The sequence below is a fragment of the Paraburkholderia sp. XV genome (assembly GCF_020177535.1).
Lineage (GTDB): Bacteria > Pseudomonadota > Gammaproteobacteria > Burkholderiales > Burkholderiaceae > Paraburkholderia > Paraburkholderia caribensis.
Genome location: NZ_JAGUUD010000039.1, coordinates 22,421 through 39,464 on the forward strand (window position 1 = coordinate 22,421; position 17,044 = coordinate 39,464).

The following is a 17,044-nucleotide window of genomic DNA, read 5'->3' on the forward strand; positions in this document are numbered from 1 at the left end:
CGTCAATGAGCGGGGTAGAGCGTCGCGTTCTGAGGCGCCGCGGGATCGGCGGATAGCGGTGCCACGGGTACGAATGGCGGCGCAAGCGGACTGCGCGCACCATACTGGTCCGCATAGCGCCGCGCGGCCTCTTGCGCGCGCGCCAGCAGCGCGGCATTGGTCTCGCCAGACGGGTCCGAGATCACCGGCGTGACGAAAATCACGAGGTCGCTGTTCTTCGCGCGAAAGCTGTCCGAGCGAAACAGCTGCCCGATGATGGGCAGACGCGCGAGATACGGCATCCCCGTCGACGCATTGAGCGCGTCGGCGCTGACGAGGCCGGAGATTGCGATCGTCTCGCCCGCGCGCAGCGAAATGTCCGAACTCGCGCTGCGCGTGAGGAAGCCCGGAAATCCACCGTACGACACGGAAGGATCGAGCTGGCTGATTTCGGTCTGCACGGTGGCCGAGATGATGTCGTTCGCATCGACGACGGGCTTGATGTTCAGCCGGATGCCGTACGGCTTGTACTCGACGTCGGTGGTGCCGAGCGCGCCCGCCTTCGGAATCGGCACCTCGCCGCCCGCGAGAAACGACGCGGTGCCGCCGCTCTTCGTGCTCAGCTCGGGCGCGGCGAGAATGTACGCGTCGCCGTTGTTGATCGCGAAGTTGATGCGCGAAGTTATCGTCGATGCAATGCCCGCCAGAAAGAAGTTTGCGCCGCTGGTGGCGCCGGAGCCGACGAACCCCTGCCCCGACACCTGCGGGCCCGCGAACTGGCTGTCCCACGCTATGCCGATATCCTTCTGCCCCGTGCGCGTGACTTCCATGATCTGCACCTTGAAATGCAGCGTTTTCTTGAGCGCATCGCCTTCGTCGATGGTCGTGGTGTCGATCACGTTGCTCATGTCGGCGATGGCCGCTTTCACGGCGGCAGCCTTGTCGCGATGCACGCTGCCCGACAACACGATGTTCGGCCCGACCTCCTGCACGCGCACGCCGGGCACCGACGCCAGCACGCTGCGCAATTGCGCCGCCGACATGCCGACGTCGCCCTTCGCAATGCGCACGGTCGTCTGCAACGCGATACCGCGTTCGTTCCACACGACGAGCGACGTGATGCCCGCGCTTTCGGCCAACAGCATCACGCGCCCATCGACGACGTTCGCCGTCACGAGCTTGCCGTTGCCTATCGCGATACGTTTGATCGTGCCCGGCACGTCGAGCATGCGCACTTCGCCTTTGTACAGATCGAACACGTCGCCGTTCTGCGCAGCGTTCGCGCTGCTCCCGTGCTGCATGCCCGTTGCCTGCACCGCGCCCGTTGCGTCTAAAGAGAGCGCGCAGATGATGAACGACACGCTTGCCACGCGTCGCAACGCCATTGAGTGGAAACCTGCTTTCATGAATGGTAGGAAGCGTCTTGTTCTTCTAGTTCTGGCCGCTGATGCGGTACGTGTCGCGTTGCTGCCACTGCTTTGCAATGGCGGCAGCGCTGTCGAACAGCGATGCGCTCGCTGGTTCGATTGCGCCGGCTTTGACGTCGCGCGGCTGCGCGTCGCTGGACGCCGAGGATATCGGCGCCACTTGCGCGACTTGCGCGACTTGCGCGACTTGCGCGACTTGCGCGACGTTCGCCACGCCCGCACCCGCGCCGCCGCCCGCGATCACCTCGACGGATACCTGCTTCGCCACGCGCTCCGCCGGAAACACATCGCTTTCCGTCAACGCGACGGGCGGCGCAGCGGCGCTATCGTCGGCGTTCCTGAGAATGAGGCGCAGCGCGCCCATCTTTTGCGCGAGCACGACGCGCGGCGCGTCGGCGGCAGGAAGCTGCATCGTCACGGTGTCGTAGCGCGACGCATTGCCGATGCTCTTCGTTTCGTCGGCGTCGCCTGCATCACGCGGCTTGACGCTTTGGCCCGTCGCCAGCACCAGCACATCGGGCAGCAGCAGACGCACGGTCCTTCCGTCGCCAGCGCCCGGTTCGGCCTGCGCGCCGACCCAGTACATATCGACGCGATTGCCCGGCCGCAGCATCGACGCCGTCGAGTTCACCGCGTCGATCTCGAGCGTCAGCGCGCGTTGGCCGGCGGGCAGCATGTCGGAGAAATCGCGGCCGCGCAGCGCGTCGATATCGCTCATGCGCAGCGGCCGTCCATGCAGGACGGCGCGCACGAGCTTGGCGCTGCGCAACGCGTCGAATCTGTCGACACGCACCATGTCGTCGTAGACGAGATCGGCGGCGATTTCGCGCGACACGAAATCGCCGCTCGACAACGGCGTGCCCGCCGCCACGTCGCGGCGCGGCACGACGACTTCGATACCGCGCTGCATGAGCTTGCCCGTCACTTCGGCGCGCACGTGCGCCTCTCGCTCGCCGAGATAGCGATACACGAACCACGTCAGCGCGCCCGCCGTCAGCACGGCAACGAGCAGCAGAAACCACGCGTTGCCGAGCATCGAATGAAACTTGATCTTCCTGAACATCTGATTCAAAGCCGGATAGTTACGCCAGAGAGAGCGCGAAGCTGTACGCGCGATAGAGCGACCTGAACGCCGCGCAAAACCGGTCGATGACGGACGCATCGCCGCCCGCGACCAGCGCGAATACGATCACAGACGTCACGACGAGGTATTCGACGGCTGCCTGACCGCGCTGCCGCTGCCTGAGTGGCGGCATGCGCGGCGGCATAAGCGGCAGCATGTTTTCAAGGACCCGTCGTTGCATGGATCACGGCCTCCGTACGTCCGTTTCGGTTGGAAAACACGGCGTCGATGCGTTCGCTGCCGCGCTGCATGGCGAGCACATCGCCCATCGCACGCTGCGAGCCGTCGAGCCGCAGCGCGGGTGCCTGCGCGACGACGCGCCAACCCGCTTCCTGCAACCGGCGCGCGTAGCGCTGCGCGTTGTCCTGTGTTGCGCCGCTCACTTCGAGCAGCCACGTGCGCCCTGTCTGCCGACCATCGCGGCTCTCGACATCGGACACGGCGCTCGCGCCTTCCGGCAGCGGGACCGTCGAAGCGCCGATACGATGCGCGGCGCCCGTGCCGTCCAGACGCATCACGCTCATCAGCCCTTTCGTGCGCGAGCCTTCGACGCGCGGCGCAATAACGAGCACGTAGTGGCACTTGCCATCGAGCGCGGCGAGCAGCATCCCCGAAGCATCGCGGCGTCCCGTCGCGGGCACATGCGAGCGCGTCCAGAAGGCGCGGAATGCGTTCGACACGTCATCTGGCGTGCCATCGAACTCCAGGCCATACACGGACGCCGGCACACCGTTGACGAGCATGTCGCGGCCAATCATCTGCACACGTTCGGCGTGCACCGGCTGACGGTCGCAGCTCTGCCCGGCCGCGAGCACTTGCAGCGGCATCAACGACAACACGATCGCGCCCATCGACAGGACGTTCATCGCGCGAGCCGGTCAGCAGGAACGACCTCGTCGCGGATGCGGCCAGATTCGAACGTATCGATTTCAGGCGCATAAACACGCAACCCCCGGTAAAGCGAAGGCGCGATCAACGGCGCATGCGCCGCCGGCACCGCCTGCGCGAACAGCGCTTTCGCGCGCGCCGCGCCTTCGGGCAACCACGCATTGGTCAGCAACGCGTTCGTGTCGTCGATCGCAAAGCCGCCGAAATCTGGCCACAGACGCCGCAACGCGTCACTGTGCATGCCCGTCGCGATCCGCAAGCTCGCGGTTTGCAGCGCACGCGACGGCAGATCGAGCGTCGCGGGGAATGGCGCACCGCTTGCCGTGGGCATCGAGCCGAAGCCGTTCGATGTATAGGCGTCGAGTTGTGTCGGCATGCCGGTTTCGCCCGTGCTGACGGAGACGTCGCGTGCGTCGTCCAGCAGCGCCGCGCCGCCAGGGTCTTTCCACATCGCAGGTTGCGCGACGCCCTGCCCGGCCGTGCCCGGGTCCGCGCTACGGTCCGTGCCCGCAATGGGCGCGCCGTTGCCCGCCACCACACGCGCGAGCAATTCGCGCTGGATCTCCTGATCGCTCTTGTGAAGCTGCAACGCGTCGCTGCCATTGCGTGCGTACCAGTCGCGATTCGTCGAACCGCCCGCTTCGCTGTCGATCCACACAGTGCGTTCCCACGCCGCGTAACGCGAACCCATCAGCGTGTGGTTGCGGATATCGTTGAACTTGCCGAGCATCACGACCGCGAGCAACAGCACGCTCGCAGCAAGCATCGTGGCAACGAGAAACTCCACCAGCGCCTGGCCGGACTGCGCGCAAACGCGCCTTTCGATAAACCGGTTCATGGTTGGGCCGCGCTCGCATCCGTGTCGATTTGCGCGGCCTGCGCAGCGGCACGCTCAGCTGCGCTGACAGGTGCCAGCGATGCCTGCCAGTACGGGCTGAAGGTGCTGGGATATTCGGTCCTGCCGTCCGCGCGCCGCCACGCCCCTGCATCGAGCAACGCACCCGCGAGCCTGTCGCCCAGCGCGTCCGCAGACGGCCGCACGAAGTACGCATGCGCGCTTGCCAGCGCGCGCATCGCACCGCCCGCGCTGCCGTTGCCGACGCGCATGCGGCCCGCGCCGCCCAGCCCCGGCGTTTTGACGAGCGTTCCCGCCAAACGCTCCACTTCGATCGTGATGCGCGGCGCCTCGCTTGCTAGCGGCGCGTTCGCAATGTCCTGATACGGCAGCAGGCCGCCATTGGCTGCATCGAGCGAAGCGCCAGGCCCCTGTGAGAACTGCTCCGCCATCGCGGCGGGCACGTTCAATCCAGGCTGCGTGCTGTCCGGGTCGCCGAAATTCATGTAGCCGCCATATCCTTTCCAGTCGCTCCACGCCACGAACGGCGGATGCGTCATGTAGCTGCCCACCTCACCGTTCGTGCTGCCGCCATGCCCGGCAATCGCGTCGAACGTATCGACGCAGGTGATCGTGATGTGCGCTGTGCTCGCGTCCATCGATTGCCAGCCCTTCTTGTCGCTGCGCAACTGCGTGCCGCCCGCATGCGCGACCCGAATCGCGATCCGGCCGCCGCCCCGGCAGCGCGCGCTCGTGTCGTCGATCTGCTGATAGTCGGGCGCGATACTGCGTGACGACACCCGTGCCTTGACGAAGCCGTCGAGCGTCTCGGGATCGGTGACGACGTCGGCGAAATGATCGGCGTCGAGATCGCCCGCCGGGTTCACGACGCTCGTGTACGTCTGCCAGGCAGCCAGTTGCGCGGCATTGCGCGGACTCGTGAAATAGCCAGAAGTCACGTTCGTATCGGACTGGTTGCGTTGCGCGACGTCGTTGGCGATATCGGGCACGGCCACGAACATCGCTGCGTGATAGTTCGTCTGTGCGTCGCTGAGCGCGCGCGTGATGCCGCCCACGCCTGTGGCGACAGCGGGCAACAGCGCGTCGAGTGTCGCGCGCACGGGCGCGATGTCGACGCGCGCGCGCTCCTTGGGCGTACGCCACAACGCCGGATGATCGGCAAAGGTCGTAACGAGTGCCTCGGTGTCGGGGTTGCCCATATACGTGTTGTCGAGTTCGTCGATCCACGACTTCAACGCGACGACCTGCGCGGCGCTCACCTGGTTGGCGACCATCGCGCGGTTCGCATAGGCGGAGAAGTTGTAGTCGCGGGCTTGCAGCACGGCCGCGCTGTAAGCGGCGGCATCAGCCGTGTTCTGCAGCTTCATCTTTGCGCTCGTCATCTGGAACGATCCGAAGGCGACATACAGGCCAATGCCGCCGATCAGCAGGAACAGCAGCGCAGGCACCATCGCCTGGCCGGCATGCGCGCCTCTTCGCTGGCGGACGTTGCGTTCCATGATGACGAGCCGTGCGTGAGGCTTACTTGTTGCCTGTCGAAAGCGCACCGTCGCTGCCGTATGCGCCCATGCCCTTGTTCTTGTCGGCCTGGCTCTTGCCGTCCGTCGCTGCAGCGCGGGCGTCGTTGATGTCAGCCGTGCTGTCCGTGCCTGACATTTCGTGCGTGAGACCCGCCGTCTGCTGACGGATCGTCTTGCCGAACGATGCGTACACCGCAATCGCCGACACCGCGATCAGCGCGACGATGATGATGTATTCGGTCATGCCCTGACCGGCCTGCCTGTGTAGATGACGCTTGAAAGAGATTTTCATAGAAAACAAACCATAATTAACTTAATGGAAGAATGCAGATGAACCTGAATTCATTACCCGGTTATTCAAATTCATCAACCAGGCAGGGAATCAGTATAAGAATTCCCTACTGAAATTGGATTGAGAGATTTCTTCAACCACAACATCTACTTTCCTAATCAGGCGGTCGATCAATCCTGCGTCAAATTTATGCCACAAACACATTGAAACAGGCGCTCAATCCGCAACAAGAGCCAAATTCGCGGCGGCATTGAGTCTTTCCGTTTGCCTTTCAAATACGCGGCAAAATCCTACACAGCCTATCTTTTCAACTGCTATTTAGAAGCATCGCGTGCGAATAGATTCCCCTCGCGGATAAGAACCGTTGGCTGCCTTTTAACGGCATTCCGGTTCCATTCGAATATTCGTCCATTAAAAGGAAAAACGCGAAGCATGAACAGAACCTATAAATCCGTGTGGAACGAAGTGGCCGGCACCTATGTCGCCGCAGCGGAAAACACCCGCGCGCAAGGCAAGAAGTCGAGCCGCTGCGCGTTGAACATCGCTTCGGCGGCGATTGCATCGGCTGTCACGTTTGGCTCGTACGGCACGGCCTGGGCGGCTGATCCTAGCCTCACGCCCAAGCCGACATCGAGCGCCGCCAATCTCTCGACACCCGCGCCCAGCAGCGAATGGTTCTGTTTCCTGTTCTGGTGCGGCGGCAGTGGCAGCACGACCAACATCACGTATAACGGCGTCAACGCGCAGGACGCGTACGCGTACACCTACGACCGGAACAACCTGAAGTACTTTCACGTCCAGTCCAGCCTGAGTGATTCGTCCGCGTCGGGCGGCGATGCGATTGCCATCGGCGGCGGTGCGCAAGCCAATGGCGTCAGCAAGAACGGCACGACATACGGCTCCGAAGGAGCGAATACAGGCAACGGTCCGATCGCAATTGGCGGCGCGTCGCTTGCGCAAGGCGCGACGAACATCGCGGTCGGCGTGAACGCGGTCGCAGATGGTCTGTATCACGCAATCGCAGTCGGCGGGGACGCCGACGCAGCCGACGTTTATACGGTAGCCCTGGGCGGACATTCGCTTGCGGCGGCATCCACATCGACGGCGCTCGGCTCGCACGCATCGGCACTCGCGGCCAGCTCGGTCGCGCTCGGCGAGGGGTCGGTTGCGACGCGCAGCAACACGGTATCCGTCGGCAAGCAGGGCGGCGAGCGGCAGATCACGAACGTCGCCGCTGGCAGCGCCGGGACTGACGCCGTCAATGTGGACCAGTTGAATGCAGCCATTGCCGCTGGCGGAGGCGGCGGCGGTGGGGGCGGCGGCGGTGGAAACACCATCAATCTCCCGCCGGACCTGAAGTATTTCCACGCGAGTTCGGTCCTCGCCGATGCGTCGGCGGCAGCGCAGGAGACGGTCGCTGTCGGCGGCAATGCGACGGCGCTTGCGGCGAACTCGGTGGCGCTCGGCTCGAACTCGGTGGCCGATCGCGCGAACACGGTGTCCGTGGGCAACGATCTCACCAACCGCCAGATCACGCATCTCGCGGCCGGCACGGCCGATACCGACGCCGTCAACGTCGGCCAGTTGAACACAACGGTGCAGAACGCGATAACGGGCGGCGCGCTGCCGAATCTCGTCGTCTACGACTCGGCCGCGCATGACGCGTTGACGCTGGGCGGCGTGGGCGCGACGCAACCCGTGCGATTGATGAACGTGGCGCCCGGCGCGATCACGCAATCCAGCACCGACGCGATCAACGGATCGCAGATGTTCCAGCTGGCCCAGGCGACGCAGCAGGGTTTCAACGACGTCGGCAGCGGCATGAGCGCGCTGGCGCAGAGCACCGCGCAGGCATTCGGCGGCAGTTCAAGCGCCAATACGCCCGACGGCTCGATCACGCCGCCGAGCTACAAGATCGGCGACCAGACCTATCACAACGTCGGCGAAGCACTCGACGCGCTCGCGGCCAATGGCGGCGGCGGCGGTTCCGCCAACAGCGTGAACTACGACACGGCGGCGCATAACGTCGTGACGTTGGGCGGCACGCTCGCGCATGCACCCGTCGCACTGACCAACGTCGCAAACGGCGCAATCAACGCAAGCAGCAGCGACGCGATCAACGGCAAGCAGATGTACGCGACGACCAGCAGCGTAGCCAGTGCAATCGGCGCGGGCGCAACGGTCAAGGCGGACGGCACGCTGGCGGCGCCGTCCTATGTGATTGCCGGCGTCACATACAACGACATGGGCAGCGCGCTCAACGCAATCGGCGCGGTCGGACAGGACGTGCAGGTCACGGCCAAGTACGTGAAGGTCTCGTCGACAGCATCGCAGGCGCTTTCGAACGGCGTCGAGACGACGGCTATCGGCGGCGCGGCGTATGCATCGGGTGACCGCTCGGTGGCAATCGGCACGGGCGCACGCGCGCAGTACGAAGACTCGGTGGCGATCGGCTCGAACGCGCAGGTGTACGAATCCAACACGATTTCGGTGGGCCGCAAGGGCGGCGAGAAACGCGTGACCAACGTCGCCGACGGCGTCGACGCAACGGACGCCGCCACAGTGGGCCAGTTGACCGCACTGCAAAAGGCGATGACGACGACCTCGCCCACGTTGCACTCGATGTTGCTCAGCGACACCTCGGTGCTCGACTACATCAAGGTCAGCCCGAACGTGATGACGGGCGCGCCAACCTCGGTCTCGAACGATCTGAATGCGATGGCAGTCGGACCGTCCGCGAACGCGTCGGGGACTAACGCTTTGGCCGTCGGCGCAGGCGCGGGCGCGGCACGCACGGGATCGACGGCCGTCGGCTCGGGCGCCGCCGCGCTCGCCGTCAATTCGACGGTGATCGGCCAGGGCGCATCGACGGGCTTCAATGCGCTGAACGGCGTGTCGATCGGTTATATGGCCGATGCCGAAAACGCCAACTCGCTGGGCTTCGGCTCGTTCTCGATCGCGGGCGGTGCAGGTTCCGTCGCGCTCGGCTATAACGCGCTGGTGTTCAACGCTGCGACCAATGCGATGGCGCTCGGCACGGGCGCGACGGCGACCACGGCAGGCTCGATTGCATTGGGCACGGGTTCGATCGCGGACCGCGCGAACACGATTTCCGTGGGCAACGCCACGGAGCAGCGCCAGATCGTCAACGTCGCGGCGGGCACGGCCAATACGGATGCCGTCAACGTGTCGCAGCTCAAAGGCGTGACGGGTTCGCTCGGCGGCGGTGCGAGCGTGGCAACGGATGGTTCGATTGCGAAGCCTTCCTACGTGATCGGCGGAACGACGTATCACGATGTCGGATCGGCGCTCGATGCCGCCGCGGGTCCGGGCTCGACCGACGCCGTCAAATACGACACCGCCGCGCACAACAAGGTGACGCTCGGCGGTGTGGGCGCCACGTCTCCCGTCAAGCTGACCAACGTCGCCGCGGGCAGCGCGAACAGCGATGCCGTCAACGTGAAGCAACTGAAGGATCTCGGCGCGACCGTCGATACGAACGGCAACGTGACGAACGGCTTCGTCGCCTACGACGACACGACGAACGCGAACGTCACCCTCAAGGGCGCGAGCGGCACGAAGATCAAAAACGTTGCAGCCGGCACGCTGAGCGCCGCCAGCATGGACGCCGTCAATGGCTCGCAGCTATATCAGACGAACCAGAACGTCGCGAACGTGAGCGCGAACGTCGGCAACATCAACACCATCGTCAACAACATCGCCGAAGGCGGCGGCATCAAGTACTTCCACGCGAGCTCGACGCTCGCCGATTCGCAGGCGGGCGGCACCGATTCGGTGGCGATCGGCGGCAACGCGCAGGCAGCAACGACGGGTTCCGTCGCGCTTGGCAGCAATGCGCGCGTCACGGCGAACAATGCGGTCGCGATCGGCTACAACGCAGTGGCAGACCGCGCCAATACCATCTCGGTTGGCGCGAGCGGCGCGGAGCGGCAGATCGTCAACGTCGCGGCGGGTTCGGCCAACACCGATGCCGTCAACCTCAAGCAACTGAAGGACCTCGGCGCGACCGTCGATCCGAACGGCAACGTGACGAACGGCTTCGTTGCCTACGACGATGCGACGAAATCAAAGGTCACGCTGGGCGGCGTTGCCGCGACGACACCTGTGAAGGTCTCGAACGTCGCGGCGGGCAGCGCGAACAACGACGCGGTGAACGTGAAGCAGTTGAAGGACCTCGGCGCGACCGTCGATACGAGCGGCAACGTGACGAACAGCTTCGTCGCCTATGACGATGCATCGAAAAATTCCGTCACGCTCAAGGGCGCGAGCGGCACGAAGATCGCCAATGTCGCGCCGGGTGCGATCACGTCCGCGAGCAAGGACGCCGTCAACGGTTCGCAGCTGTATCAGACGAACCAGAACGTCGCGAACATCGGCGCGAGCGTCAACAACGTGACGAACTACTACAACACGCTGGTCGAAGGCGGCGGCATCAAGTATTTCCACGCCAATTCGGCACTCGCCGATTCGCTCGCGAGCGCCGACGACGCAATTGCCATCGGCGGCAATGCACAGGCGGCAGCATCGGCTTCGATTGCACTTGGCGCCAACACCCACGCGACAGCGGCGAATGCCGTTGCGTTGGGCAGTGGATCGGTGGCGGATCGCGCGAATACGATTTCCGTGGGCGCGAGCGGCGCCGAACGGCAGATTGTCAACGTCGCGGCAGGCACGGCAAATACCGATGCCGTCAACGTGTCGCAACTCAAGGGCGTCACGACGGTGCTCGGCGGCGGTGCCGGCGTCGCCGCCGACGGTTCGGTGGTCAAGCCGCAATACGTGATCAACGGCACGACGTACAACGACGTCGGCATGGCGATCGATGCAGCGGCACAATCGGGCGGCACCGCCGTCGATGCCGTCAAGTACGACACCAGCGCGCACAACAAGGTGACCTTGGGCGGTGTGGGCGCCACCGCGCCTGTGAAGCTGACCAACCTCGCGGCAGGCAGTGCCAACAGCGACGCCGTGAACGTGAAGCAGCTGAAAGACCTCGGCGCGGCCATCGACACCAACGGCAACGTGACGAACGGCTTCGTCGCCTACGACGATTCGACCGGTGCCAGCGTCACGCTCAAGGGGGCGAGCGGCACGAAGATCAAAAACGTCATGGCGGGCATGCTGGACGCAGCGAGCACGGAAGCCGTCAACGGTTCGCAGCTCTATCAGACGAATCAGGATGTCGCGAACCTCGCGGGCAACGTCAACAATATGAGCGACACGCTCAACAATCTGAACGACGGCGGCGGACTGAAATACTTCCACGCGAACTCGGCGCTCGCCGATGCTCAGGCGGGCGGCGCGAACTCGGTGGCGATTGGCGGCAACGCGCAGGCCGCTACGAACGACTCCGTCGCGCTCGGCAGCAACGCGCGCACGACGGCGGCTAACTCTGTCGCGCTCGGCAGCGGCTCGCTGGCCGATCGCGCGAATAGCGTGTCGGTTGGCGCAGGCGGCGCGGAGCGGCAGATCGTCAATGTCGCGGCGGGCTCGCAGAATACGGATGCCGTGAACCTGAAGCAGCTGAAAGACCTCGGTGCCTCGTTCGACAACAACGGCAACGCGACGAGCGCCTTCGTCGCGTATGACACCACGGCGAAGAACAAGGTCACGTTCGGCGGCGTGGGCGCGACATCGACCGTGAAGCTGTCGAACGTCGCGGCAGGCAGCGCAAACACGGATGCCGTGAACGTGAAGCAACTGAAGGACCTCGGCGCTTCATTCGACAACAATGGCAACGTGACGAGCGCCTTCGTCGCGTATGACGATGCATCGAAAGCGTCGGTGACGCTCAAGGGCGCAAGCGGCTCGAAGATCACCAACCTGATTGCGGGCGCGCTGAATGCCAACAGCACCGATGCCGTCAACGGCTCGCAGCTCTACCAGACGAACCAGAATGTCGCGAATGTCACGAACAATCTGGCGAACCTGGCGGGCAACGTCAACAACATGAGCGACACGCTCAACAATCTGCACGACGGCGGCGGACTGAAGTACTTCCACGCGAACTCGGCGCTCGCCGATTCGCAGGCGGGCGGCGCGAACTCGGTGGCGATCGGCGGCAACGCGCAGGCCGCTACGAACGACTCCGTCGCGCTCGGCAGCAACGCGCGCACGACGGCGGCTAACTCTGTCGCGCTCGGCAGCGGCTCGCTGGCCGATCGCGCGAATAGCGTGTCGGTTGGCGCAGGCGGCGCGGAGCGGCAGATCGTCAATGTCGCGGCGGGCTCGCAGAATACGGATGCCGTGAACCTGAAGCAGTTGAAAGACCTCGGCGCTTCATTCGACAACAACGGCAACGTGACAAGCGCCTTCGTCGCGTACGACACCACGGCGAAGAACAAGGTCACGTTCGGCGGCGTGGGGGCGACATCCGCCGTAAAGCTGTCGAACGTCGCGGCAGGCAGCGCGAACACGGATGCCGTGAACGTGAAGCAGCTGAAAGACCTCGGCGCGACCGTCGATACCAACGGCAACGTAACGAACGGCTTCGTCGCGTATGACGATGCATCGAAAGCGTCGGTGACGCTCAAGGGCGCAAGCGGCTCGAAGATCACCAACCTGATTGCGGGCGCGCTGAATGCCAACAGCACCGATGCCGTCAACGGCTCGCAGTTGTATCAGACGAACCAGAACGTCGCGAACATCGGCGCGAGCGTCAACAACGTCGCGATCTACTACAACACCCTCGTCGAAGGCGGCGGCATCAAGTATTTCCACGCCAATTCGGCGCTCGACGATTCGCTCGCGAGCGGTCAGGATGCGATCGCGATCGGCGGCAACGCGCAGGCAAACGACACAGGCGCGGTTTCGATCGGCGCGGGTGCGCTCGCCGATCGTTCCGACTCGATTGCGATCGGCCAGAACGCGCAGGCAAGTGCGGCGAATTCAGTGGCGCTCGGCGCCGGTTCGTCGACCACCGCGACGCTGACGACACCCGCTTATCAGCCGGGAACCACGCAGCTTGCGGGCACGACACCCGTCGGCGAAGTGTCCGTCGGATCGACGGGCAACGAGCGGCGCGTCACGAACGTCGCAGCGGGCGCGGCGGACACCGATGCCGTCAACGTGAGCCAGCTCAAATCTGCCGTCGATGCGTCGTCGAGCGGCGTGCTCGCCGGGGCAGTGCTCTACGACAACGCGCAGCACAACAGCGTGACGCTGGGCGGCACGACGGCGACTTCGCCTGTCGCGCTGAAGAACGTCGCGCCGGGCGCGATCGCCTCGACGAGCCGCGACGCGATCAACGGCTCGCAGCTCTACAACGTCGCCAGCACGGCGGCGGCGGCGCTGGGCGGCGGTGCGGCAGTCGGCAGCGATGGCAAGATCGCGGCGCCGACGTACGTGATCAGCGGCAATTCGTATAACGATGTCGGCAATGCGCTTTCGGCAATTGGCACGGCAGTCGACGGCGCCACAACGTACATGAAGTACTTCAAGGTCGTTCCGCCAACCGATCCCCAGCTCGATGCACCAGCCGTCGCTACCGGCGCCTTCGCGATGGCGCTGGGCGCCGGTGCCGCCGCCAATGGCCCCTACACCATGGCGCTTGGGTCCGGATCGTTCGCGGGAGCGCAATTCGGCGTCGCCATTGGCTATAACGCGCGAGCGACTTTCGCCAACTCGGTCGCGTTGGGCAACGGGTCTCAAACCACGGCGGAAAATACCGTGTCAGTCGGCACGGTTCAGCTGCAGCGCCGTATTACGAACGTCGCGGACGGCACCGACTCGACCGACGCCGTCACGATGCACCAGTTCTCCGAACTGCAGGACCAGATGCTGCAGGCGACGAACACGCCGCGCTCGATGCTGCTGGGCGCCCCCAACCCGCTCGACTTCATCGCCGTCAGCCCGACCACGACGACGACCAACATGACGATGACGTCCAACGACCCGAACGCACTGGCGATCGGGCCAGGCGCCACGTCGACAGCGGCCAATACGACCAGCGTCGGCACGATGGCAACGGCAGGCGGCGACAAGTCCACGGCGGTCGGGGCAGGCGCGGGGGCCGCGCGCGAAGGCGCCACCGCCGTCGGTCAAGGCACGGCCGCACTCGGCATCAACGCCACTGTCATCGGCACGGGCGCATCGACGGGCTTCGGCGCCGACAACGCCGTGGCGCTCGGCTACATGTCATCTGCGATCGGCGCAGGTTCGATGGGTTTCGGGGCGAACTCCGACGCCAACGGCACGGGATCGATCGCCTTCGGCAACGGCTCGATGACACTCACACCCGCCACGAATTCCGTCGCCCTCGGCGCGAACTCCGTCGCAGCCCGCGCCAACACGATCTCCGTCGGCAACGACACGCTGCAGCGTCAGATCGTCAACGTCGCGGCAGGCACGTCGAACACCGACGCCGTCAACGTGTCGCAACTCAAGGGCATCACGACGGTTCTCGGCGGCGGCGCGGGCATCGCAAGCGACGGCTCGGTCACGAAACCGGTCTATACGATCGGCGGACAGACCTACAGCGACGTCGGCGCGGCGCTCAACGCCGCGGCCGCCTCGGGTGGCGGCGCTTCGCCCAATGCCGTTCTGTACGACACGGCCGCGCATGCCCGCGTCACATTCGGCGGCGCGACGGGCGCACCCGTCACGCTGGCGAACGTCGCGCCCGGCCTGCTCGCGCCCAACAGCACGGAAGCCATTAACGGCGCGCAGCTGTACAACACGGCGAGTACCGTGGCAGGCGCGCTGGGCAGCGGCGCAACAGCCGGCGCGGACGGCAAGATCAAGGCACCGGCCTACACGATCGGCGGCTCGACGTACAACAACGTCGGCACGGCCCTCTCCGCCGTCGACTCCGCGCTCGCCACGGGCGGCAACCCGAACGGCGTGGTGTATGACTCGTCTGCGCGCACCCAGGTCACACTCGGCGGCGCGGGCGCGAGCACGCCCGTCACGCTGACCAACCTCGCCGACGCGAAGACCGACAGCGATGCCGTCAACCTGAAGCAACTGAAGGCAGCGGGCATCACCGTCGATCCGTCCACGGGTCACGTGACCAACGCGCTCGTCGCCTATGACGGCGCGTTGAAGTCGAGCGTCACGTTCAACGCGGGCGGCTCGCCGACGCAGTTGAAGAACGTCGCGGATGCCGTGGATGCGCTCGATGCCGTGAATCTGCGGCAAATGCAGAGCTATGTGTCCACGCAGGTCACGAACTACACGCCAGCACCCGCGCCGGCGCCCGTGGTCAACGATCTGCCCGTGGGCACCGCGACGGGTTCGGACGCGATTGCGATCGGCAACGGCGCGAACGCGTCGGGCAGCGGCGCGATTGCGATCGGCGCGCGCACGGCGACAGCGGGCGATCAGTCGGTCGCGCTCGGCGTGGCGGCATCGGCGCCCGCGACCAATGCCGTGGCGCTCGGCGCAAATTCGGTGGCCGATCGGGACAACAGCGTCTCCGTGGGCGCGGCCGGCTCCGAGCGGCAGATCACCAATGTCGCGGCAGGCACGGCGGCGACGGACGCCGTCAATCTCGGCCAGATGAACAGCGCGATCAGCGGCGTCTACAAGAGCATGCAGGACATGGATCGCGACAACAAACGCGGCATCGCGGCCGCGTCGGCACTCAACATCGTCACGCCGTATCTGCCGGGCCGCACGACGCTCAATGCGGGCGTAGCCGGGTATCGCGGCACGGCGGCGCTCGGGGTCGGCGTATCGCGCTGGAACGAGAAAGGCTCGGTGAACTACAACCTCGGCGTGTCGAGCGCGGGCGGCAACAGCACGATCGTCCGCGCAGGTGTCGGCATCGTATTCGGCAACTGATCCGTTGACCTGACCGGGCTGCGCGGCTCGACAAAGCGCCGCGCAGCCCCTTCCTGATGGAATCACACATGAAGCATTCATTGATGACGGGGGCGTGCGTCGCGTTGTCGGCGCTCGTCGCCGGCTGCGCGTCGACGGCCTCACGCGACGCGCTGCAGGTGCAGAACCCGACCGTCCTGCAACGCGGGATCGGCACGACGCAGGACAACATGGCGGGCGCGGCCACGCCGGCATGGCTCGAGACCTATCGCACCGCCGGCAACGCAAGCGCGATCGATCCGATCCAGAAGCGTCTCGACGCACTCGGCCCGCGCAAGGACAACTATTTCGGCTTCAAGGCGCAATGCTGGCTCGACGCGGCGCGCGACGAGCGCTCGCACTGGAACCACTGGGGCTTCGTCGAAGAAGCGTTGCGCGAAGCCAGCCGTCTCGCGTCGGGACTCGAAACGGGCGGCGGCCTCGTGGCCGACAATCCGGATTTGCGCACCTCGGCCGTGATACGGCCCGACGTGTGGAAGCAGATCCTGACGGCGAAGGCATCGCCCGCGTTTGCGTCCTGCGTGCCGGCACAGCAGCTGACCGCGTGCGGCGAAGTCGGCATGATCCACGCGGGGCACGAGGCGTGGACGCGCAATTTCACGGCCAGTGCGCAACGTGTGGACGACGTGACGAAGACCTTGCCGCAGATCGACGCGGCGCTTGCCGCGTGCATACCGCCCGTCGCCGTGCAACCCGTCGGGCTTGCGCCGAAACTCACGCTGGAAGGCGACGCGACGTTCGCGTTCGATCGCGGCGACATCGCGGGGTTGTCGCCCGCAGGCAAAGCCAGGCTCGAACAGCTGATCCGCGACATGAAGCAGGCCGGCGACGTGACGGCCATTCGCGTCGAAGGATATACGGACCGGCTGGGCGGCGATGCGCTTAACCGGCGGCTCTCCGCGGCGCGTGCGGAGACGGTGAGGCGCTACCTGGCGGCAAACGGCATCGATGCGCCCGTCAGCGCGCAAGGTATGGGCAGCGCGAATCCGCTCGTGCAATGCGACCAGCGCGACCGGCAGCAATTGATCCGCTGCCTCGCACCCAACCGCCGGGTCGAACTGAGCTTTACGCGCGGTGGTTCGGCCTCCACCACGCCCGCGCGATAACCCGCCAACT

Annotated in this window: 9 protein-coding genes; 2 read left to right on the forward strand and 7 right to left on the reverse strand. The window is 65.4% G+C overall.

Going from position 1 to position 17,044, the window contains the following annotated elements:
• Window positions 1–2: 2 nt before the first annotated feature.
• From KFO72_RS19580 to KFO72_RS19610, 7 genes are read right to left on the reverse strand one after another with little or no spacing between them, the layout of a single operon-like run.
• The gene (locus tag KFO72_RS19580) at window positions 3–1,385 is read right to left on the reverse strand and encodes a type II and III secretion system protein family protein (protein ID WP_225032793.1); all 1,383 of its coding nucleotides are present in this window, start codon (window positions 1,383–1,385) and stop codon (window positions 3–5) included.
• A gap of 25 nt (window positions 1,386–1,410) precedes the next feature.
• Complete coding sequence (cpaB, locus tag KFO72_RS19585; protein ID WP_225032794.1) at window positions 1,411–2,469, reverse strand: Flp pilus assembly protein CpaB; 1,059 nt, start codon at window positions 2,467–2,469, stop codon at window positions 1,411–1,413.
• 19 nt (window positions 2,470–2,488) lie between these two features.
• On the reverse strand, window positions 2,489–2,710 hold the full coding sequence (locus KFO72_RS19590) for a hypothetical protein (protein WP_156516716.1): 222 nt from the start codon (window positions 2,708–2,710) through the stop codon (window positions 2,489–2,491).
• Window positions 2,691–3,395 (reverse strand): hypothetical protein, encoded by a 705-nt coding sequence (locus KFO72_RS19595; protein WP_225032795.1) that lies wholly within the window; start codon window positions 3,393–3,395, stop codon window positions 2,691–2,693. Before KFO72_RS19595 ends, KFO72_RS19590 begins: the two co-directional genes overlap by 20 nt.
• Window positions 3,392–4,255 (reverse strand): hypothetical protein, encoded by an 864-nt coding sequence (locus KFO72_RS19600; protein ID WP_225032796.1) that lies wholly within the window; start codon window positions 4,253–4,255, stop codon window positions 3,392–3,394. The genes KFO72_RS19595 and KFO72_RS19600 overlap by 4 nt, the downstream gene beginning before the upstream one ends.
• Complete coding sequence (locus KFO72_RS19605; RefSeq protein WP_225032797.1) at window positions 4,252–5,772, reverse strand: pilus assembly protein TadG-related protein; 1,521 nt, start codon at window positions 5,770–5,772, stop codon at window positions 4,252–4,254. The genes KFO72_RS19600 and KFO72_RS19605 overlap by 4 nt, the downstream gene beginning before the upstream one ends.
• A 22-nt stretch (window positions 5,773–5,794) precedes the next feature.
• Entirely contained in the window at window positions 5,795–6,085 is a 291-nt protein-coding gene (locus tag KFO72_RS19610; protein WP_062917211.1) for a Flp family type IVb pilin, read from the reverse strand.
• Window positions 6,086–6,517: 432 nt separating this feature from the next.
• Here KFO72_RS19610 and KFO72_RS19615 point away from each other — a divergent pair, with 432 nt between their 5' ends.
• Window positions 6,518–15,889 (forward strand): ESPR-type extended signal peptide-containing protein, encoded by a 9,372-nt coding sequence (locus KFO72_RS19615; protein WP_225032798.1) that lies wholly within the window; start codon window positions 6,518–6,520, stop codon window positions 15,887–15,889.
• Window positions 15,890–15,957: 68 nt separating this feature from the next.
• A complete protein-coding gene (locus KFO72_RS19620; RefSeq protein ID WP_225032799.1) occupies window positions 15,958–17,034 on the forward strand; it encodes an OmpA family protein in 1,077 nt (358 codons plus the stop codon).
• The last annotated feature ends 10 nt before the right edge of the window (window positions 17,035–17,044 follow it).